The organism is Streptomyces sp. NPDC055189, assembly GCF_053606765.1.
Map to the genome: position 1 here is coordinate 19,404 of NZ_JBSGSG010000071.1, position 18,979 is coordinate 38,382.

General features: G+C 69.3%; 17 protein-coding genes, 2 pseudogenes and 1 riboswitch. Of the genes and pseudogenes, 10 read left to right on the plus strand and 9 right to left on the minus strand.

The annotated features are described in order from the left end of the window. Positions 1-2 precede the first annotated feature (2 nt). From thiD to thiM, 3 genes are all read right to left on the minus strand, one after another. Positions 3-836 (minus strand): bifunctional hydroxymethylpyrimidine kinase/phosphomethylpyrimidine kinase, encoded by an 834-nt coding sequence (gene thiD / locus ACWFR3_RS34840; protein ID WP_453738693.1) that lies wholly within the window; start codon positions 834-836, stop codon positions 3-5. Then, a complete protein-coding gene (gene thiE / locus ACWFR3_RS34845) occupies positions 833-1,480 on the minus strand; it encodes a thiamine phosphate synthase (protein WP_453738694.1) in 648 nt (215 codons plus the stop codon). The genes thiD and thiE overlap by 4 nt, the downstream gene beginning before the upstream one ends. Before the next feature lie 254 nt (positions 1,481-1,734). Continuing rightward, on the minus strand, positions 1,735-2,565 hold the full coding sequence (thiM, locus tag ACWFR3_RS34850) for a hydroxyethylthiazole kinase (protein WP_453738695.1): 831 nt from the start codon (positions 2,563-2,565) through the stop codon (positions 1,735-1,737). Beyond that, positions 2,559-2,684: riboswitch (TPP riboswitch) on the minus strand. (Overlaps the previous gene by 7 nt.) Positions 2,685-3,384: 700 nt before the next feature. On the opposite strand from thiM, the gene ACWFR3_RS34855 reads away from it, so the two are divergent. From ACWFR3_RS34855 to ACWFR3_RS34875, 5 genes and pseudogenes are all read left to right on the plus strand, one after another. After that, positions 3,385-3,699, plus strand: a complete 315-nt coding sequence (locus ACWFR3_RS34855) for a trypco2 family protein (RefSeq protein ID WP_453738696.1) — start codon at positions 3,385-3,387, stop codon at positions 3,697-3,699. Between the two features lie 205 nt (positions 3,700-3,904). Further along, on the plus strand, positions 3,905-7,132 hold the full coding sequence (locus ACWFR3_RS34860; RefSeq protein WP_453738697.1) for an NACHT domain-containing protein: 3,228 nt from the start codon (positions 3,905-3,907) through the stop codon (positions 7,130-7,132). 58 nt (positions 7,133-7,190) lie between these two features. Continuing rightward, positions 7,191-7,403: pseudogene (locus ACWFR3_RS34865) on the plus strand (two-component sensor histidine kinase); the annotation flags it as partial. A 190-nt stretch (positions 7,404-7,593) separates the two neighbouring features. Continuing rightward, positions 7,594-7,887: a hypothetical protein gene (locus ACWFR3_RS34870; RefSeq protein ID WP_453738698.1), complete on the plus strand. Its 294-nt coding sequence runs from the start codon at positions 7,594-7,596 to the stop codon at positions 7,885-7,887. Between the two features lie 295 nt (positions 7,888-8,182). Continuing rightward, positions 8,183-8,680: a hypothetical protein gene (locus ACWFR3_RS34875; protein ID WP_453738699.1), complete on the plus strand. Its 498-nt coding sequence runs from the start codon at positions 8,183-8,185 to the stop codon at positions 8,678-8,680. Positions 8,681-8,927: 247 nt separating this feature from the next. On the opposite strand, the pseudogene ACWFR3_RS34880 reads toward ACWFR3_RS34875, so the two are convergent. The 3 genes and pseudogenes from ACWFR3_RS34880 to ACWFR3_RS34890 all read right to left on the minus strand — a co-directional run. Further along, positions 8,928-9,083: pseudogene (locus ACWFR3_RS34880) on the minus strand (response regulator transcription factor); the annotation flags it as partial. A 189-nt stretch (positions 9,084-9,272) separates the two neighbouring features. Further along, on the minus strand, positions 9,273-9,572 hold the full coding sequence (locus tag ACWFR3_RS34885) for a hypothetical protein (protein WP_453738700.1): 300 nt from the start codon (positions 9,570-9,572) through the stop codon (positions 9,273-9,275). 113 nt (positions 9,573-9,685) lie between these two features. Further along, a complete protein-coding gene (locus ACWFR3_RS34890) occupies positions 9,686-10,525 on the minus strand; it encodes a glycoside hydrolase family 19 protein (RefSeq protein WP_453738718.1) in 840 nt (279 codons plus the stop codon). Positions 10,526-11,093: 568 nt separating this feature from the next. On the opposite strand from ACWFR3_RS34890, the gene ACWFR3_RS34895 reads away from it, so the two are divergent. Both ACWFR3_RS34895 and ACWFR3_RS34900 read left to right on the plus strand, forming a co-directional pair. Further along, positions 11,094-12,254 (plus strand): alkaline phosphatase PhoX, encoded by a 1,161-nt coding sequence (locus tag ACWFR3_RS34895; RefSeq protein ID WP_453738701.1) that lies wholly within the window; start codon positions 11,094-11,096, stop codon positions 12,252-12,254. 300 nt (positions 12,255-12,554) lie between these two features. Next, positions 12,555-12,866, plus strand: a complete 312-nt coding sequence (locus tag ACWFR3_RS34900; RefSeq protein ID WP_453738702.1) for a hypothetical protein — start codon at positions 12,555-12,557, stop codon at positions 12,864-12,866. Positions 12,867-12,984: 118 nt separating this feature from the next. Here the strand turns inward: ACWFR3_RS34900 and ACWFR3_RS34905 are convergent, their stop codons facing one another. From ACWFR3_RS34905 to ACWFR3_RS34915, 3 genes are all read right to left on the minus strand, one after another. After that, complete coding sequence (locus ACWFR3_RS34905) at positions 12,985-13,383, minus strand: hypothetical protein (protein WP_453738703.1); 399 nt, start codon at positions 13,381-13,383, stop codon at positions 12,985-12,987. After that, a complete protein-coding gene (locus ACWFR3_RS34910) occupies positions 13,383-13,658 on the minus strand; it encodes a hypothetical protein (protein ID WP_453738704.1) in 276 nt (91 codons plus the stop codon). Before ACWFR3_RS34910 ends, ACWFR3_RS34905 begins: the two co-directional genes overlap by 1 nt. Positions 13,659-13,890: 232 nt before the next feature. Further along, positions 13,891-14,445: a DoxX family protein gene (locus ACWFR3_RS34915; protein WP_453738705.1), complete on the minus strand. Its 555-nt coding sequence runs from the start codon at positions 14,443-14,445 to the stop codon at positions 13,891-13,893. A 481-nt stretch (positions 14,446-14,926) separates the two neighbouring features. Here ACWFR3_RS34915 and ACWFR3_RS34920 point away from each other — a divergent pair, with 481 nt between their 5' ends. The 3 genes from ACWFR3_RS34920 to ACWFR3_RS34930 all read left to right on the plus strand — a co-directional run bounded on the left by ACWFR3_RS34920 (position 14,927) and on the right by ACWFR3_RS34930 (position 18,979). After that, the gene (locus ACWFR3_RS34920; RefSeq protein WP_453738706.1) at positions 14,927-16,903 is read left to right on the plus strand and encodes a hypothetical protein; all 1,977 of its coding nucleotides are present in this window, start codon (positions 14,927-14,929) and stop codon (positions 16,901-16,903) included. Positions 16,904-17,381: 478 nt separating this feature from the next. Further along, positions 17,382-18,137, plus strand: a complete 756-nt coding sequence (locus ACWFR3_RS34925) for a transporter substrate-binding domain-containing protein (protein ID WP_453738719.1) — start codon at positions 17,382-17,384, stop codon at positions 18,135-18,137. Positions 18,138-18,193: 56 nt separating this feature from the next. Continuing rightward, complete coding sequence (locus ACWFR3_RS34930) at positions 18,194-18,979, plus strand: amino acid ABC transporter permease (RefSeq protein WP_453738707.1); 786 nt, start codon at positions 18,194-18,196, stop codon at positions 18,977-18,979.

The window sequence follows — 18,979 nt, forward strand, 5'->3', positions numbered from 1 at the left end:
GCTCAGCTCCAGTACTGGTGGAAGTGGTGGACGGGTCCGTGGCCGCGGCCGATGTGCAGGGTGTCGGCCGCGCGCAGGGCCCCGGTCAGGTACGCCTTCGCGGCAGCGACGGTGGTGTGCCAGTCGTCGTGCTGCGGGCGCAGGGCGGCGATCGCGGCGGAGAGGGTGCAGCCGGTGCCATGGGTGTTGCGCGTGTCTATGCGAGGTGCGGACAGCTCGGTGACGCCCGCGCCGCCGGTGCCTGTGGCGTGCGTGGCGTCGACGAGGATGTCCACGGATTCGGCCTCGTGCGTGTGGTGGCCGCCCTTGAGCAGGACGCGCCGGGCGCCGGTTTCGAGGAGTGCGTGGGCCTGCTCGATGGCTTCTGCGCGGTTGGTTGCGGCGGCGGTGCCCAGGAGGTCGCCGGCCTCGGGGAGGTTGGGGGTGATGAGGTCGGCCAGCGGCAGCAGACGTTCGCGCAGCACCGTCACCGCATCGGCCTCCAGGAGGCGGTGGCCGCTGGTCGAGACTATGACGGGGTCGAGGACGACGCACCGGGGCCGGTGCCGCTCCAGGGCTTCTGCGACGGCTGCGGCGATGGCGGCGTCGGCCAGCATTCCGATCTTGACGGCATCCACCGGGACGTCGGCGAACAGTGTGTCGAGCTGCTCGGTGACGAACGCCGGGGGGATGGCATGGATGCCGGTGACGCCCAGAGTGTTCTGTGCGGTCAGGGCGGTCAGAACGGCTGTTCCGTAGGCGCCGTTGGCGGAGAACGCCTTCAGGTCCGCTTGTATCCCGGCGCCGCCGGAGGGGTCGCTGGCAGCGATGGTGAGGGCGATGGGCGGGCTGGTCATGCGGGGATCTCCTGTCGCAGGGTGCGTACGAGGGAACGGGCTGCGGCCTCGGGGTCGGGCTGCCCGCAGACCGCGCTGACGACGGCGATCCCGGCCACGCCGCTTCCCAAGACCGCGGCGGCCTCGGACACGCCGATCCCGCCGATGGCCACGCAGGGCAGCGGGCTCTCCCTCACGATCCGGGCCAGGCCGCCCAGACCGAGCGGGGCGTCCGCGTCCGGCTTGGTGGACTGCGGGAACACCGGACCGACACCGAGGTGGTCGACGGTGTCCGGCACGTGCGCCAGCTGCTCGGGACGGCTGACGGACAGGCCGATGTACGCATGGGGACCGAGCTGGCGCCGGGCGCTCTCGGGGGAGACGTCCCGCTGCCCGAGGTGGACGCCGTCCGCGTCCAACCAGACCGCCACGTCCACGCGATCGTTGACGATCAAGGGGACGCCCGTGCCCGCGAGTTCGGCCTGGATCGCCCGGCCGAGCGAGAACAGCGTGCGGGCGTCCGCGTCCGGATCGCGCAACTGGACGGCGGTCACGCCGCCCTTGACGGCCGCAGCAACGGTAGCGGCGACACCGCGGCGGCCGCAGAGTCCGGTGTCGGTCACGAGATACAGGGACGGGTCGAGAGGAGGTCGCGTGGGTCGCATGGGCTACTCCTTGGGGTCTCCCGGCCGGGGAAAGGCGTGGGAAACGCATCGGAGGTACGGGGGAAGGCAGGCCCTGACGTGCAGGGACCGTGAGTTGTGCACAGGGGGCGAGGGGGCGAGGGGGCGAGAGGGGGGACAGGGCAGCCCTACTCGGTGTCGGGGCCGCCCCCGGGGCGGGCGGGCACAGTGCAGCGGGTGGCGTCCAGGCCACCGCTCACGCAGGACCCCGCAGTACGCGCATGCTCAGCGCATGCTCAGCGCAGGCTGAGAGCCTCGGCGAGCCGCTCAGGGCTGAGCTCGTACAGCGCGTCGATCAGGGCGACCGCGAACGTGCCGGGCCCCGCAGAGCGGGTCGCGGCGTCCTCCGCGGCCACGGTGAGCAGCCCGGTCGCGGCAGTGGCGGCCAGCAGCGCGTCGCCGGTGACGGCTGTGCAAGCGGCTACCAGGGCGCCGAGTGAGCAGCCCGCTCCCGTCACCAGAGTCAGCATCGGGTGCCCGTTGGCCAGGCGCACCACGCGCGTCCCGTCCGTGAGAACGTCCTCGGGACCGCTCACCGCGACCGCGCAGCCATAGCGCCGGGCCAGCGCGCCCGCCGCGGCCAGCGCCGCCTCGGGGGCGTCCGTGCTGTCCACGCCGCGCCCGCCCGTGCCGCCGTCCAGTGCCAGGATCTCGGAGGCATTGCCGCGCACGACCGCTGGGGGTGCGCTATCCAGCAGTTCCCGGGCGAGCTCGGTACGCCAGGGCAGCGGGCCGACCGCCACCGGGTCGAGCACCCACGGCCGCCCGGCCCCGGCCGCTTCCGTCACCGCGACGCGCATCGCCGCCGCCGTCACGGACGTCACCGTTCCCAGGTTGACCAGGACACCCCCGGCCACCCGGGCCAGCGCTCCGGCCTCCTCCGCGCTGTGCACCATCGCGGGAGCGGCACCCGCCGCGAGCAGCACGTTCGCGGTGAACTGCGACACCACGACGTTGGTCAGGCAGTGCACCAGGGGCGCGGAGGCCCGCACGGACGCGATCACATCCGCCACGGCATCACGGGACACGGCGGTGCCGTGCCGGGCAGGTATGGAGGCAGTATCCATCGTCAACACCCTTCCTACGCCGGCATTACCCGGTCCAGGTTCATGCGGTCGGCGGAAAGGGGAGCAAGTCCCGTCCGCCCTCTCAGCCCGGCTACTCCCGAGCTCCCGCGGTGGTCGCTACGCAATGTACCTCCTCCGGGAACGGGGGTTCGCACGCGGGTACCGCACGAGACGACACGGATCTGTTGGCGGAACCGACGGGGGATCCGCTGGCCACCAGGGCCCGGCCTGTCCGCATCGACTCATGCCGCAAGCGGCGTGGTGGAGAGCCAGGACCGGGTACTGGACCTCCTCCTACATCGCATCGACGCTTGGACCAGTACTTGCCTACCTGCCAGGCTGACCTGCCCCGGACAGCGGCCGACCGCTCCCGTTGGGCATGCGGAATTGAGTGAAATGTGCAGGCCCAGGGAAGGACCGAGTGCGACGACAGTCCCTGTGCTATCAACTGCGGACTCTGCCTCAGCTGTGCATCCCTCCTGGGCTGCGTCGAGGCAGTCGGCTTCGAGGAACTTCTTGTCGCGGGCACCCACCGCCCCAGTCTGGTCGATGACTACCGCCTCCAACTGCGCCACCGGGCACGGGCGGTCGGAGTACCAAATCCGACCGGCAGGTCTTCCGTCACCGGAAGCAGGCGGAGCAGATAGCTGTGTGTCGCATGGCGAGTCCCCTCGTTCCCACTCGCAGTCGGTAGGGCCGTCACACCGGAGATGGAGGGGCTGTCAACCGTCTGGCGTAGATGCGGTTTCGTCTAGTCGACTCGTGGGCCAAGAGGGTGATTTGGGCCATACTGGGTCCACGAGCGGGGGGCGAAACAGCATGCACGGTATTGGACTCGCAGAGGCAGTAGCCGCGTTGCGTGCGGAGCTGCTCACGGCCCTGAGCGAGGGCGACGGCTCACGGATCCGGTTCAGGGCGAAATCCGTGCAGGTGGAGTTCGAGGTCCAAGTGCAGCGCTCTGCGCAAGCCGCGGGCGGGATCAAGTTCTGGGTCGTGTCGGGTGACGCATCGGCGGCATCCGGACGATCGGCGACGCACCGGGTGGCCCTGGAGCTGGAACCAGTGGACATCGGTGGTGCCGACGATCCGCACGAGCTGATGATCGCGGGCGCACCTACCCGGCTCCCCGATTGATGTCTGACCGATGCGAGGGCTGGACCCCGGACGTGTGGTCGAGCTGTGGTCGCGGGTGCCGGGTTCCGGGTACCTCGTCGGACCTCGGGCGATCCTGACCACACGCCATGTTGTCGCTTCCGGGCTGACGCCCGGCGGCGAGGTTTGGCTTCGGCTGCTGACACCAGTCGACGCCGCAGTACCAAGGGGCTGGAGCCGGGGGCACGTGCTGTGGGAGAGCGAAGAACTCGATGCTGCCCTGGTTGTGCCCGGAATCGACGCGGTCCCTCGGTCGGTTCCGGAGGTCGCATGGGGCCGGATCGAAGACCCTTGGCCGCTGCCATGCACCGCGGTGGGATTCCCGGAGCGGGCCCGTGTCGGTGATACTCGCGATGCGGACCAGCTGGAGGGCATGATCGTGCCGGTCGCCCAACGCAAGCAGGGGCGGATCGCGGTCGATGTACGGGGTTCGGGACACGGCGGCCCGGAATCGTGGGGCGGGTTCTCCGGCGCCGGCCTGTTCGCCGTCGACCGGTTGATCGGTGTGGTGTCCGCGCTGCCGTCATCGTCGTCGTACGGCGGTCGGCGCCTGCACGCCGTGCCAGTGACGGAGCTCTGGGAGGACCAGGGGTTCCGGACAGCCGCGCGGGAGCTTGGGCTGCTCGGAGCGATGATCGCGGTCGTCCCGGTCCGTCCCGCCACGCCGCCCCGTGAGTTCGGACCGGGCGCGGTGCCTCCTCCGTGGCGGCTGTCGATGCTCGACCTGGTGGACCGCCACTGGGTCAAGAGGTCCTTGGAACGGTCGTTCCAGCAGACTGTGCGGCTAGATGTGGTGTGCTCCAGGCTTCCGGACCTGGAACCGGACCCCTGGGAACAGGACGACGGCTGGGACAGCGGGGCTCCCCAGCCCGCGGCACATCTGACCGTGGACCAGGTGGTGGCCGAGTGCCTGGTTCCACCATCCGGCAAGCGGATGCTGATCGTCGGCGAACCCGGTTCCGGCAAGACCGTGCTACTCCTTGGCATCGCAGAACGGCTGCACGGATATGCCCTCCAGGACCCGCGAGAGACCCTCCCCGTACCGTTGCTGCTTCAGAACTGGCGCGATCCCAAGCAGTCGTTCGCGGCCTGGGCCGCCGAGGAGATCGCCCGTCGGTACGGGGTTCCGCAGCCTCAGGCCGTCAAGTGGCTGGCCGATGGCGCGCTGTTCCTGCTGGCAGATGGCCTCGACGAGATACCTGCAGGACCTCGAGAACAGTGCCGTGCCGCGCTCACGGCGTTCCTGACCGACCCGGGCCACAGCCAGGTCGGGATGGTGCTCACCTCACGCGAGACCGAGTACCGCGACGGGCCGCCGCTTCCTGTCACCGCGGCTGTCCGCATCGAGCCGCTCAGCCGCCGGGCGATCCTTGACCGGCTCGCGGAAGCACCTGGGGACTACCGCGCCCTGTACCAGGCCGTGGTCGACGACGACACCCTTGCCGAGCTGCTCACGACCCCGCTCATGCTCGGCGTCGCCGCTACAACGCTGAGGGACGTAGCTCCCGAGAACGTGCACGTGCTGCCGCAGGGCACCACAGACGAGCGCCGTCGACAGCTCTTCCGCCGTTACCTCGAACACCTGCTGCGGCGTCCCCGCGCCTTGCGCCCCAAAGTGTCGACGGGATCCGCGCAGGCCACGCTCGCTGCCGTACGGAACTTGGTGCCGCTGGCCCGGATGCTGCAGGCCCGCAACGAGACCGTCTTCTTCCCTGACTGGATCACTCCCCAGTGGAACACCGCGGGCTATGCTGCCAGGCCCCCTTGGCAGCAGGGCATCCGCCATCGGGCCGGCACGCTCGCCGCGATGCTGATCGCTCCGGCCCTGTTCGCCCTGGTCGGTATGCCGCTGTTCACAGGCGCCGGCGTGCTGGCGCAACGAGGCACGGACATCGCGGTGCTGACAGCAACGGCAGGCACGATGGCCTTCGCGCTGGGCCGCGGTTTTCAGGTCATGCCGGAGCGAGCCTGGGCGAAGTGGCGATGGTATTGGGGAACGGCGGGTGCTGGCGCGCTGATCGGGGCTGTTATCGCACTCGGCGTATGCCTGCTGTCGAGCATGACGCTGGGGTCGGTATCGGACACCCCTCTCATCCTCTACGCGGTCTGGGGGCTCGGCGGCGCCGTGGTGCTCGGGATCACGCTCGCCCTGAATTCGGATTGGGAGTCGGGCTGGGAACCGGGTGAAATGCTGTTGCACCGGGCGCCGGCACTGGTGCTGGGAGCGGTGGTGGGTACCGCGACGGGCGGCGTCCAGTCCCCTTGGAGTGAGGCGTATACGTACGAGGGCCTCATGGAGAACCGTGGCGAACCCGGGTTCTTCGAAACGATCGGGCATGTGATCGTTCATTTTCCGGACTCGTTCTTCGACGGCACCAACGTCGGTCTCATCGCCGGGATCCTCGGGGCGATCGCGGGCGGATGGGCTGGCGGTGTCGCGTTCGGGTTCACCTACGGGCTGATGGGCGCGGTGCCGGGCGGGCTCTCCATGTGCATTGCCTTCGCCCTCGTCAGGGGCTTGGTACCGGACGAGGAGGCGGTCCCATCGGCTCCCTCTCAGGCGCTGCGTGCGTCGGCCAGGGTGGCGTCACGGCTGTGCCTGGGCTTCGCAGTGATCGCACTGGCTGTGATCGCGGTGACCGTAGGGCTGGACGGTCCGGCAGCCCAGGTTGGTGCCCTGCTGCTGGTCGCTTTCGCGCTGCTGGTCGGCAGCGGACCCGGCAGGACCTGGCTGGTCTACTGGTCGACCCGCTGGGAACTGGCAGCCCGACGGGTCCTGCCCTGGCGGCTGCGGGCGCTCCTCTCGGACGCATCGGAGAGGGCCTTGCTCTCCCGGGCAGGGGGTGGGTTCCGGTTCCTGCACGTGAGCTTCCGGGACTACGTCGCCGAGCTCAGCGAGGACGCTGTAACCAGCACCGGGAGGCTGACGGATGGTGCTGCGCCTGCCTGGTCGGCAGCAGCAGTGGATCCTACGGACCCGGCAGGTGGACCGGCAGCGGATCTGGCGGTGCTGCGCAGATGGTGGGGGGAGTCCTGGGCCGGGGAACTGGTGGCCGTATTAGGGCAGTTACTGGGACGCGGTCTGCTCCGGCTGTTGCCGTCTATTGGTGGTGGCTACCTGCTGACTTCCATCATCACTCTGCTCTTCGGCATCGGGGACGACGCCTTCTTCACCCTGATGCTCCTGTGCACACCCATCGCTGGGGCAGTACATCTCGTAGTGCACTTCGGAATGCCCACCCGCCTTTGGGCCCGTCCGCGGAGCGCCGTAGAACGCTCAAGGCGTTGGCTGCAGGCCTTCAGCACACGACACCCGAGCTGTCGCCCAACAGTGATGCGGACTCTGCTCGGTGCGTTCGTAGGCGCCGTAGTCAGCCGTCTCTTGGCCGCGCTCGGTCGAGGGGCAAAGAAATAGCCCTGGGGCGTGTCGGGCGGTGGTCACCGGAGTGCTTGGAGCATGCACGCCCCCGGCGGCCGCGGCCGGATCACTGTCCCATCGGATCCGGCTGCCAGGACACAAGGACGAGTTCTGTGAACTTGCCGACGCCTTCGACATGATGCTCGCGCAGCTCGAAGTGCACATCGCACAACAGCAGAGATTCGCAGTCAACGCCTCGCACGAACTGCGTACGCCGCGGGCGATCTCGAAGACACTCCTCGACGTCGCCCGCGCCGATCCGCACCATCGCCCGTCGCGGCAGCCCCGAGTTCGCCCGCGTTCACGCACTGCGCCAGCACCATGGATACACCGCCTCCCCCGTGGAACACGCAATCTCTGGAGTGTGGCGGGCATCGTGCACGATCCCGCGACACTGCAGCCCCAGCCCCAGCCCCAGCCCAGCCCAGCCCGGCCCGCACGGCAGCCCGCTCACCATCGTGTCTTACACCGATCAACGCACCCTGCGCCACACGCTTGCGGCCCGCCTGGTGGTCGGCCTCCGAGGGACGATCGTCCAGCTGGCCGAAAGGGAACTGCGGGACACGCAGCTCACCGGAGAGGCGCCGCTCCTCAGCCCTGCGCCACGAGGCGCCCGGCTGGCGCGGTTGCCCGCGAGGCCGAAGCACCTCGCGTCCCGGGGGCGGCCGGATGGCTGGGGCGTCGCGCGCGGTGGCTGCGCGCATGTCGGAGAACCGGACGCCGCACCCGCACTGGAGGTTCCGCTGACGTGACGGACGAAGGCGGCTCCTCCACCCCCTGCGCGGGGGCGGAGGGGCCGCCTTCGTGTTGCTCGGGGACGGTGATGGCCGGAAGGGGGCGAGTGCGGCGGTGTCCTGGGCGGGGAGGGGGAAGCGGACGCGGGCGATGTTCCGCCTCGCGCCGGTCCCTGCCGGGGTCCGGGCACGGTCATCCCGCCGATCCCGGAGAGCGGTGGCTCGTCCGAACCAGGCGGCCGCTTACGGATCTTGCTCTTGCCTCCCCACCCCTGCCCCTCCGTTCCCTCTTGCTAGGCAGCAGGATGTGCGGATGGCGAGAAGCGAGACAGAACTGCTGGCCCTCTTGCGTGAACTCGACGACCCTGAACGGCTGGGACGGCCGCTGCACTACGATCGCGCCGCGACCGGTATCGCGTTCGGCAGGCTGGTACGCAGGCTCGAAGCGGACTTCGGTGCCCCGTGCGAATCCGAGCGGGACACCCGGGACTCCAGCGAGTACGGGCGTATCCACGTGCCCGCGGACGCGACGGTCTGCGGGACGCGGATCGTGGTCTGCGTGAGCAAGTTCGGTTCCCTCGCCGAGGTCTGCGCCGACAATCCGGGGGCCTTCCTGGGCACGGACGAGGCCTGCGAGGAGGGGGCGCTGGACCCCGCCGACCTCGCCACCGTAGAAAGCGCGCTGGCCGCACTCGGCTACGTGAGCATCCCCGAGGAACTGCTGGAAAGCGACTACGAGGGCCCCAGCGCGCTGGAGCACTTCGCAGCGCGGCCCACCTGGTGGACACGGTTCTTCGGCACGGTCTGGTGACCCGCCCGCCCGGCGGGCACCCCCAGCCGGCCCCTGCGCGCCCGCCGGCCGCGTCGAGCAGTCACAAAGGCAGCAGAGGGCCGTGCTGCTCCTAAACTCGCCTGGCTCGCAACATCGCCAGCTGCGAAGGGCGGCGTCGGGACAACCGAGATCGCAGTCCTACGGAACGTTGACGGGGCGAGCACCGTGGCGTGTGGTCGGCGTCCTGGTCGGACGTCCACCGCGATGTCGGGCAGCTTGCCGGTTGTCAGCTGTTGCGCGGGGTGACCAGGCCGGATTCATAGGCGTGGAGCACGAGTTGGGCCCGGTCGCGGGCGTGGAGTTTGGTCATGGCCCGGTTGATGTGGGTTTTCGCGGTCGTCGGGCTGATCACCATGTGGTCGGCGATCTGGTCGTTGGACAGCGGGACATCAGGACAGAGGACTGAAGCGGCGTTCGGCATTGGGCTACGGGCAACGAGAACCCCTGTCCACAACACGCCCTCGATGCCTTGGTTGTTCGCGCGGTGGGTGTGTCCCGCGCTGGTCGCGTCTCTTCGAGTGGGGTCACCGCGGGATCCGATGTCCCGTTGAGGAGGGCGTTCGTGTCGCTGTCAGGGGCTGCTGGAGGCCACCCTGAGGAGAGGTGTCGAACCGGCTTGCTGTCGGCCGCAGTTGCAGCCGGCAGCCCTGTTGGCCTCGGCGACCGTGCCGCTCGGGTCGTCGGCCGGTTCAGCGGGAGTGCAGCAGGCGGTGACGCCGCAGCAGGAGCCGCTGCCCGTGCTCGCCACAGCCTTGTTGCTGGTGGTGGGCTTCGTGGCGCGGACGATGGCGGGGGTCTTGAACAGGGCCTTCCAGCGTGTGGATTGGTTGCCGCAGTGTGCGAGAAGGCGTGGGGCGCGGGGGCCCGGCATCCGGTGTTCCGTTCCGGCTGCTGCTGCCGCCGGAGCAGGGCGCGACGCACGAAGCCGGGCGGACCTGATACGGGATCAGGGCCGCCCGGCCGTCGTGCGCGGAGAAGGGGAAGTCAGCAGCTCAGGTTGGAGCCCGGCGTGGTGCCGAGGACCTGGGTGAACTGCTTGTAGCGGTCGACCCGGCTCTGGACCTGGCCGGGGTTGCCGCCGTTGCACTCCAGGCTGCCGTTGATGGCGCGGATGGTCTCACCGAAACCACGGCTGTTGACCATGGCGTTGTGCGGCGTCATGGTGCCCGGACCCGACTGCGTGTTCCAGTACCAAAGACCGGTCTTCCAGGCGACCGCCGGGTCGCGCTCCACCAGGTAGGGGTTGCGCAGGAGATCGATGCCGAGCGCGTCGCCCGCCGCCTTGTAGTTGAAGTTCCAGCTGAGCTGGATCGGACCGCGGCCGTAGTACGCGGCCTGTCCCGCGGGGCAGCCGTAGGGCTGGTTGGCGTCGCAGTAGTGCGGGTAGTTGGCCTGGTTCTGTTCGACGATGTGGACCAGACCGCCGGTCTCGTGGTGGACGTTGGCGAGGAACGCCGCTGCCTCCTGGCGCTTGATGGTGTCGCTGCCGGTGTTGGCGAAGGCCGGGTACGCCTTGAGTGCGTCGGTCAGGCCCTTGTAGGTGTAGAACGAGTTCCGGCTCGGGAACATCTGGTTGAACTGCGCCTCGCTGACCACGAATCCTGACGGGTCGGGGTTGCCCGGGTCGGTTCCGCCGCCGCAGGTGCCCGCGTCCGTCCAGACGTCGGCGCGGCCCGGCGTTTCGTTCTGGGTCCACCACTTGGCGGTCCAGTTGTGCCCGTTGTACGAGGCGGTATTGCCGCCCGTGTAGACGGAGGAGGAGTTCCAGGGGGTTGCGCACGCGGCGGCGGACGCCGAAGCGGCGGCCGGGCCAAGGACGATCATCGCGCAGAGCGCACCTATCGCTGCTGCGAAACTGACGAGACGTTTGATCACGCGACATCTCCTATCGGGCGGGCCGGAGACGGGCTCCACGCCGCCATGGGGGTGCCGGTGACTCAAGCGAAATGGTCTGGACCTGTCAAGGTCTGGACCAATTTTGGTGTACGGCTGACCTGAATTCGCCGCGCACCGCCGCCTGCACGGCCGAGCACCGCCGCCTGCACAGAACGGAGCACGGTGAACGAGGAACCCGCACTCGCGTCCTGAACCGGCACGTGGCGCTCGGGTGTGGCGCGGCGGCCGGGACGGCGTCCGTGATCGGCTCCGGGGCGCGCAACCAGCCGGGTCAGTCGGGCCGGTCGGGTAGGCCGGTCGTCGGCCACCGGCGAGGCGGCAGGTTCGGGCAACCGGTGCGGCACAGTGCGGCACAACAGGCCAATAGCAGACGCCTCCACTTCATCGGTTGTTGACGCCCCGTCAATCCGGGACTCCTAGGTTCCGCAAGCGCCCCTCGCGACCCCGCCGCCCGACCGGTGCGGCAGGGACGGTCACGAACCCCTGGAGTGATCAAGTGGAACGTCGTAGTTTCCTGCGTGGAGCAGTCGTCGGCGGCACGGCAGCGGCATTCGGGTACACGCTCATGCAGGGCGCGGCCTACGCGGCGCCGGCACAGAAGGGCCCCGGCCCGTACGGCGCGCTCGGCACGGCAGACTCCAACGGCATCCAGCTGCCCGGCGGCTTCACCAGCCGGGTGATCGCCCGGTCCGGCCAGAAGGTCGGCTCCACCACCTACACCTGGCACGACGCCCCCGACGGCGGTGCCTGTTTCGCCGACGGAACGGGCTGGATCTACGTCTCCAACTCGGAGATCTCCTCCACCGGCGGCGCGGGCGCGATCAAGTTCAACTCGGCAGGCTCGGTTACCGCCTCGTATCGGATCCTGTCCAACACCAACCGCAACTGCGCCGGCGGGGCGACCCCCTGGAACACCTGGCTGTCCTGCGAGGAGGTCAGCGCCGGCTACGTCTACGAGACCGATCCGTGGGGCGTGAAACCCGCCGTGCGCCGCGATGTCATGGGCCGCTTCAACCACGAGGCGGCTGCCGCCGACCCGGTTCGCAAGGTGATCTACCTGACGGAGGACGCGTCGAACGGCTGCTTCTACCGCTTCGTTCCGTCCACATGGGGCAACCTGTCGGCGGGCACGCTCCAGGTCCTCAAGGCCGGAACGGCCACCTCCGGCAGCTTCACCTGGGCGAACGTCCCCGACCCGGACGGCTCGCCCACCCCCACCCGCGACCAGGTCTCCGGCGCCAAGCTGTTCAACGGCGGAGAGGGCTGCCACTACGCCAACGACACCGTCTGGTTCACCACCAAGGGCGATGGCCGCGTCTGGCAGCTCAACCTGGCCGCCAACACCTATGAGCTGGCCTACGACGACTCCCTGGTCGTCGGCGGCGGAGCCCCGCTGACCGGCGTCGACAACGTCACCGGCTCGTCCTCCGGCGACCTGTACGTCGCGGAGGACGGCGGGAACATGGAGATCTGCATCATCACGCCGGACGACGTGGTCGCGACGTTCCTGCGGATCAACGGCCAGTCCTCCTCGGAGATCTGCGGCCCGGCCTTCTCGCCGGACGGCAAGCGCCTGTACTTCTCCAGCCAGCGTGGTACGAGCGGCAGCTCGTCAGGCGGCATCACCTACGAAGTCACAGGCCCCTTCCGCAGCTGACCAACCCTCTGCCACGAGCCGCGCCTGCCCGCCGCAACGTCAAGGGCCGCTCATGCACGTGCAGTTGGTCAGCTTGTCGAGGTTGGGGACCGCGCCGAGAAGCTTGCTCTCGGTATCAACGGCCAGGTGCTCACAAGAGACGAGGCAGCGTCCGAAGCGTCACAGGAGCTGGGCGGGCAGACCGCGTACTCTCGGCCTGTGCCTCGCCAAATGAAGAAGCCCCGCCGACTGGTTGCCGAAGGACGCGTGTACATGTGGGTGACGCGCCACAGCCACCGAAGGGACGACGAAGGTCGGCCCGTGGACTGCAGCCAAACCCTCACCCTGTCCGCGCAGCCTTCCGGCACAGGAGGGCAACTGCGCATCGTCTTCGCCGAGGGCCCCGGCCGGTACGTCCCGGGCGGGGCCCCCTTCGGCTCCGGAGACGTGGGCTTCATCCGGGGCGCAGACCTGAATCTGCACGAGCCAGGCGCCGTCCGGGCCTTGCTCGACGTGGCGCTGGCCCGAGGGTGGCAACCGGGGGAGCGTAAGACGGTGGAGGCCGACGGCTGGCTTCTGCTGGGGGCGGCCGCCGCCGCGCGAACCGGGGCGCAGGGCCCCGACGGTCCGTAGGAGCGCCGGCTTGTAGCCGGCGCCTCACAGGGGACGCTGGTGGGCCCGATGCTCTTCCGGGGAGTCGGGGTGCAGGCGGGGGCGTGGTGATCGTCTTGTGCTGTCGGCGGCTGCCTGTTCACTGGCCGGGGTGGACGGCCTGGACGCCGGTGCCCGCGTAGACCTTCGGCGTCAGGGTGAGCAGAAACCGTCCGTCGGGGTGGGCGGCGGAAGGTCGGGCCGCGTGGATGGCATGGACGGCGGCCCAGGAGTGCCCGAAGCGCAGCAGCTCAGTGGCGGTGACGGCGGCGTCGGTGTCGAACGCCTCGATCCGGATGAACCGCAGCCCTTTGATGTAGCCGAGCAAGCCGGGGCGGTCGGCGTCGCCGGCCGTCAGCGACAGCACCGGGGCACACAGATCACCCAGCCCGCCGGAAGCCTGGACGTAGCACGCGGCGACCGCCTCGCTGAACGGATCCTCCGGGTCGAACAGCGCCGCGGTGGTCGTGTGGTCCAGCACGACCGCGATCGCCGCCACTACACAGCAGCCTGCGGACCGGGCGAGCCGGCCCCCAGACGCTCCAGCAGGGCCCGGGCCTTCGCCTCGGCCTCCGGGCTTGGCGCGCTGCCCAGGGCGGAGGAGAGCTCGGCACGGGCGAGCTCGGCACGCTCGGCGTACTCGGCCTGGGTTGGAGTGCTCTGCGCGAGGTCTTCCACCAGGCTGCGAATGGTGGTGCCGTGCTCGGCTGCCAGCTGGGCGAGCCGGTCCCGAGCTGCCGTGCTCACCTTGATGCTCGTCTCGTCTGCTGCCATACCCCTCACCTTACCGCGCCCCTCTACCGCAGGTAGAGGACACGTGGCTACTCGGCACCACGTGCGGCGACCCTGGATTGTGCGGAAGCCCCCTCGCAGGCGCCTCATGTCCGGGCGGCGCGCACCTCTGTTCGCGGCTAGTACGCGAAACGTGCTTGAGGAGTGAGGTTCGAGGCGCCACAACACCGCGCCGAAGGCTCCGCGCGGTGTTGTGCGCGGGACGAGCGGGGGATCAGAACTGCCGCGCGACTGTTTGCTGCGCGCTCTTGGACATCGATCGGAGGGTGCCGGCTGCATCATTCAGCGCGCTTGCCGTCTCGCGACCGGCGTGACGGGCACTGCGGTGTCCTGCCACTGCGGCGGCCTGTGTCCGGTAGGCGAGAGAGGGCTTGCCGTGTGTGTCAGCCGCCGCGATGAGTAGTCCGCCGAGCAACGAGAGGTTCTTGAGGAACTGAGTGCGCTGGGCCGCCCGCTGATCCTTGTCCTCCTCCTTCCACCAGGCATGCCCGGCGAGGGTCGTCGGCACCAGTGAACCGGCCAGCGCGAGGGCGGCGAGGCGCGGAACACGTCCGGTCGCGAGCATCAGCCCGGCTCCTACCTGGACCGCGCCATTGACACGGACCAGCTGTTCCGGATCCTCGGTGAGCCGGGGGATGCGAAAGGCCAGAGGAACCGCCACCGGTTCGGCTGCAGGGGCCACGCGTTTGGGGTCTCGAAGAGTGCTCCAACCTCCGGCGAGAAAGACAGAGGCGAGCATGGGGCGGGCGAATTTCCTGAGAACGGCCATACCTACCGGTCACCCACAATGCGCAAACTCAAACAGACGTTACGCCTGTCGTGATCGACGTGCGGCTTCTCATCACTCCGCCGCGCTCATCTGGTGCTCTTCACCGTCTCTTCGGGGACGACCCGGCCTGGGCGTAGCCGCGCATCGGGGCGGCCATCTCGGGGTGCGTGCGTGCGTCGGCGCCGGCCGGCATCTGCCCGAGCGCGGTGAACAGTGACGGCCTTTGTTGCCGGGCAGGTGCTCGAACAATGCGCCGGGGGTCTCGCCAGGGAAGTGGAAGCGGACGCGGGCGACACTCCGCGTCGTGTGCCGTGCGGTGCTGGTCACGGGCACCCCGCCGATCCGGGGTTCTCCCGTACGACCCGTCCGGCTCCACCGTCCGCGTCCAAACCGCCGGCAAGGGCGCAGCGCCGGATCCGCAGGGTACGGCGCGTGCCCCGCACCGGCGGGAGGAGGCCACGCGATCCGGCAGGATGGCCGCATGTCCCACACCCCGATACGCCCCGCGCAGCCCTTCGACGAGAAGTGGATCGCCCCGGCCCTCAACGGTTTCATCGAAGGTTCCGGGCACTGGGAGCCCGGCACGCTCGCCGTGTTCACCGAGGTCGGCGGCTACTTGACCGGAAGTGGCGAAAAGGCGCCCGCACGGTACCCGGGCTGGAACTGGTACCGGTTCATCGGCCGGTGCGGTGCCGTGGCCCTGCGGGCGAGCTCCTTCCACGTGCAGGACCATCTGCGCGCGGTCCAGCTGGCAATGCTGGAGGTGTGGGCAGAAACGCCCTTTGCCGACCCGGAGGCGCGCTCCCGGATACGTACGGGCGTCCTCGAACTCGCCGACAAGGACAAGCGTGCCGTGCGGACCCGCGACGGTGCGACGGTCGCCCTGCACGGGCTCGGCGCCGGCCGGGACGGGCAGCGTTTCATCGAGTTGCGCACCGGCACCGCGCAGCCGCCGACATGCGGTCAGATCACGGCCACCGAGCCGGTGCCCGCGGCCGGTTGGGACACACCTGAGCGGCTGCGACGCCTCGTGCACCTGGTACGGCAGCAGGGCCCCGCGCCCTGGGACCGTGCGGCGGCCGCGCTGCTCGCCGAGCGGACCGGGCTGAGCCGGGCCGGTGCCGCGCTGCTGCTCGCCGGGATACCTGATGTGAAGTACGGGTACGCGGGCCTCGATGCCGAGGCGCGCAAGGTGATGGGGCTCAAGCAGTCCGACGCCGAGGCCGGTGAACGGGAGTTGGCGACCCTGCGGGTGGCCGAGCGACTCGACCTGCTGGCCGACGTATTGCCCGCGGACCCCGGGCAGCTGTGGCTGGAAGGCGGGCAGCTGGCGCTCGCCGAGCGGATCGCCGAGGCCTGGCGCAGGCAACAGGGCGTACGCCCCGCCGTTCCGGAGTCGACGCTCACCGTCGCCGCCGAGCACAGCGATATACGGATGGCCCCGGCAGCCGTGTGCGCCGTGTTCGCCGATCCCGCGCGCGAGCCGCGGCTGACCCAAGACCCGGACACCCGGCTGCGGATGAACAGCATCAGTGGCGGCGGCTGGGAGGGCGAGGAGGGTTTCCGTTTCAGGGAGTTGCTCGCCGTGGTCTGCGACGCCGTCGACTGGCTGTACGCCGAGCTTCCCGAAGGAGATCCCGTACGCCGGGGGGTCCCAGAGACCCTGCGGCTGCTGCGGGAACGCCTGGCCCACCCGGGGTTGCTGCTCTCCGCCCGCGGCCGCAGCCTGCGCGGCCGCACCGTGGCGGAACTGCTGCCGGGCTTCCCCGGCGCCCTGCCCTACCTGGACGCCGCCGAGCCGCTTTCGCATCCCACGCTCGACGACGGCCTGGTCGTCGTGTCCGAGGCAGGGTTCGACCGGCGCGGTGAGCGCGAGGCGCCCGGCGTGTTCTTCAGGCCCGGCCGCTACGGGGCCGACGAACGCTCGCGGCGCCTGGAGAGCGTGATTGACGTGGAGGACTCGCATCTGGCGCTGGTCCGCCGGCTGCGCGGTCCGGAGTTCGAGCGGATCGTGCAGCGCATCACCGAGGGGTCTCTGCCGCCGGGCGGCTACGAGACCGATCCGCGGCTGTCCGCACCACAGGTGGTCGAAGAGGTGGTCGCCACCACCGGTCTGGAAACGGACGCCGCCACTTTGTATCTGCAGCTGCTGGCCCTGCCCGTGCCCACCGATCGCCGTATCCGCCGCTTCAACCGGTGGACTGCCGCGCACCACAAGGCCGTTGCGGCCGCGCTCGTCGAGGCCGGTCTGGTGGTCGCCGACCGCAGGGCCCGGTCCGGGCGGGGGATGTTCCTGCCCGGTGACTGGGCGGGCGGGGACAAGTTCTACCCTCCGATGGAGACCTGGAAGGCTGAGCTGCTCGGGGTCCGGATCATCGGGCGCAAGGTCTGCTCCCGGCCCGTCGCCGGCCCCTTGCCCGAACTCTTCGCCCGGGCCTGGCGGACGCGTCCCAGCTGAGGGTAACGGTGTGTTCCGCAAGGTGCGCCAGAACATTGTTGGGCCGCATGTCACCGAGGAGACGGTGAAGACCGATGCGAGCCGGGTGCTCACCCGACTGGGCCTGCGTGACCGCACGCAGGCGGTGGACGTCCGGCGAGTCAAGGCTCGTCGTGCCGGACGCTACGGGGCCATAACCTCTCCGCGTCTCCGGCCGCCCTCGCCGTCAATTCGAGAGCTGACGCAAAGTAGGGCCCCGACTGCAGAGTGGAATTGATGATGCGGAGATCGAGTGTGTTACCCATACGCAATCCCGAGGGCAGGACAAGAGCCCCGTGCGGTGGCAGGATGCACCGCAACTTGCGCAGCACACAGCGCTGTTGATCTCGCTCGCGCCCTGGCCCGAGCCTGCCCTGGAGGTCCTGTGTCCGCTCGTCCCCCGAAGCCCGTTCGTTCCCCGGTGGCTGCCGTAGCCCTGACCGCAGTCGCCGTCCTGCTGATGACGAGCTGCACCAGCACCAAGTCCGACAGTGACGGCGACAAGAACGGCTCGGGGGTCAAGCTCGTCTCGTCCGGCAAGATCAAGACCTGCACGCATCTGCCCTATCCGCCGTTCCAGTCGAAGAAGGACGGCAAGATCGTCGGCTTTGACGTGGATCTGGTCGACCTGGTCGCCAAGGAACTGGGGGTCGAGCAGGAGATCGTCAACACGCCCTTCGAGGGCATCGAAACCGGCCAAGACTTCAACATCCGCAAGTGCGACCTGGCCGCCGCCGGCATGACGATCACCGACGAGCGCGACAAGGTCATGGACTTCTCGGACCCCTACTTCAACGCCACCCAGGCGCTGATCACCAAGAAGGGGCAGCCCTACAAGACCTTCAAGGATCTCAAGGGCAAGAAGCTCGGCTACCAGAAGGCCACCACCGGCGGCATCTACGCCAAGAAGGAGAGCAAGGGCCTCGACGTCGAACTCGTGGAGTACGAGGACGTCGGCCTGCTGCTCACGGCGGTCAAGGCAGGCAAAGTCGACGCGGGCATCAACGACAACGGCGTGCTCTTCGAATACATCAAGGACAACCCGGACACCGAGGTGACCGCGGAGTTCGACACCGGTGAGAAGTACGGAATCGGCTTCCGCATCGGCAACGAGGCACTGCGCACGAAGGTCAACGAGGTCCTCAAGGAGGCCCGGACCGACGGCAGTTACGACAAGATCTACAAGAAGTGGTTCGGCACCACTCCGCAGAGCTGACCTCGAGGATCCACACGGCTGACCATCACGCGGCTGACCAGAGGAGTTCTGCACGTATGTCCATGTCCCGACGGCAGCGGGCACGGCTGTTCCGCGGCGCCCAGTACGCCGTGCTGTTCATCGCCATAGCCGTGTTCGCGCTCGTGGCCGACTGGGGCACCCTGCGCCAGGCATTCTTCGACGTGGAGATCGCCAAGGCGCTGTTCCCTGAGGTGATCACCACCGCGCTGGTCAACACCGCCTACTACACACTGCTCGGCTTCGGCTTCGGCCTGGGGCTCGGCATCGTGCTGGCGCTGATGCGGCTGTCCACGGTGCCTCCCTACCGCTGGATCGCGATCGCCTATATCGAGTTCTTCCGCGGCGTTCCCTCCCTGCTGGTGTTCATCGCGCTCGGCTTCGGGGTGCCGCTGGCCTTCGAGGTAGCGCTCGACATGAACATCACGGTGATGCTGTCTCTGGGCCTGGTGGGTGCCGCCTATATGGCCGAGACGATCCGCGCGGGCATCCTGGCGGTGCCCAAGGGCCAGACGGAGGCGGCCCGTTCGCTGGGCATGTCACCGGGGCGTGCGATGGTGTCGATCGTGATGCCGCAGGCGTTCCGGATCGTGCTGCCGCCGCTGACCAACGAGCTGATCCTGCTCACCAAGGACTCCTCACTGGTGTATCTGCTCGGCCTCTCGCTCGGCCAGTTCGAGCTGGCCAACTTCGGCCGGGACGCGCTGAACGAGCACAAGAGCCTGACCCCGATCCTGATCGCCGGACTGCTGTATCTCGTCATCACCCTCCCGCTCGGCCATCTGGTGCGGCGGCTCGAGGCCCGTACGGCGAAAGCCAGGTGA

Bases quoted from the DNA above. Each gene is read 5' to 3' on its own strand.
- thiD (WP_453738693.1), bottom strand. From the start codon at position 836: ATGACCAGCCCGCCCATCGCCCTCACCATCGCTGCCAGCGACCCCTCC.
- thiE (WP_453738694.1), bottom strand. From the start codon at position 1,480: ATGCGACCCACGCGACCTCCTCTCGACCCGTCCCTGTATCTCGTGACC.
- thiM (WP_453738695.1), bottom strand. From the start codon at position 2,565: ATGGATACTGCCTCCATACCTGCCCGGCACGGCACCGCCGTGTCCCGT.
- ACWFR3_RS34855 (WP_453738696.1), top strand. From the start codon at position 3,385: ATGCACGGTATTGGACTCGCAGAGGCAGTAGCCGCGTTGCGTGCGGAG.
- ACWFR3_RS34875 (WP_453738699.1), top strand. From the start codon at position 8,183: ATGGCGAGAAGCGAGACAGAACTGCTGGCCCTCTTGCGTGAACTCGAC.
- ACWFR3_RS34885 (WP_453738700.1), bottom strand. From the start codon at position 9,572: ATGCCGGGCCCCCGCGCCCCACGCCTTCTCGCACACTGCGGCAACCAA.
- ACWFR3_RS34890 (WP_453738718.1), bottom strand. From the start codon at position 10,525: ATGATCGTCCTTGGCCCGGCCGCCGCTTCGGCGTCCGCCGCCGCGTGC.
- ACWFR3_RS34910 (WP_453738704.1), bottom strand. From the start codon at position 13,658: ATGGCAGCAGACGAGACGAGCATCAAGGTGAGCACGGCAGCTCGGGAC.
- ACWFR3_RS34915 (WP_453738705.1), bottom strand. From the start codon at position 14,445: ATGGCCGTTCTCAGGAAATTCGCCCGCCCCATGCTCGCCTCTGTCTTT.
- ACWFR3_RS34920 (WP_453738706.1), top strand. From the start codon at position 14,927: ATGTCCCACACCCCGATACGCCCCGCGCAGCCCTTCGACGAGAAGTGG.
- ACWFR3_RS34925 (WP_453738719.1), top strand. From the start codon at position 17,382: ATGACGAGCTGCACCAGCACCAAGTCCGACAGTGACGGCGACAAGAAC.
- ACWFR3_RS34930 (WP_453738707.1), top strand. From the start codon at position 18,194: ATGTCCATGTCCCGACGGCAGCGGGCACGGCTGTTCCGCGGCGCCCAG.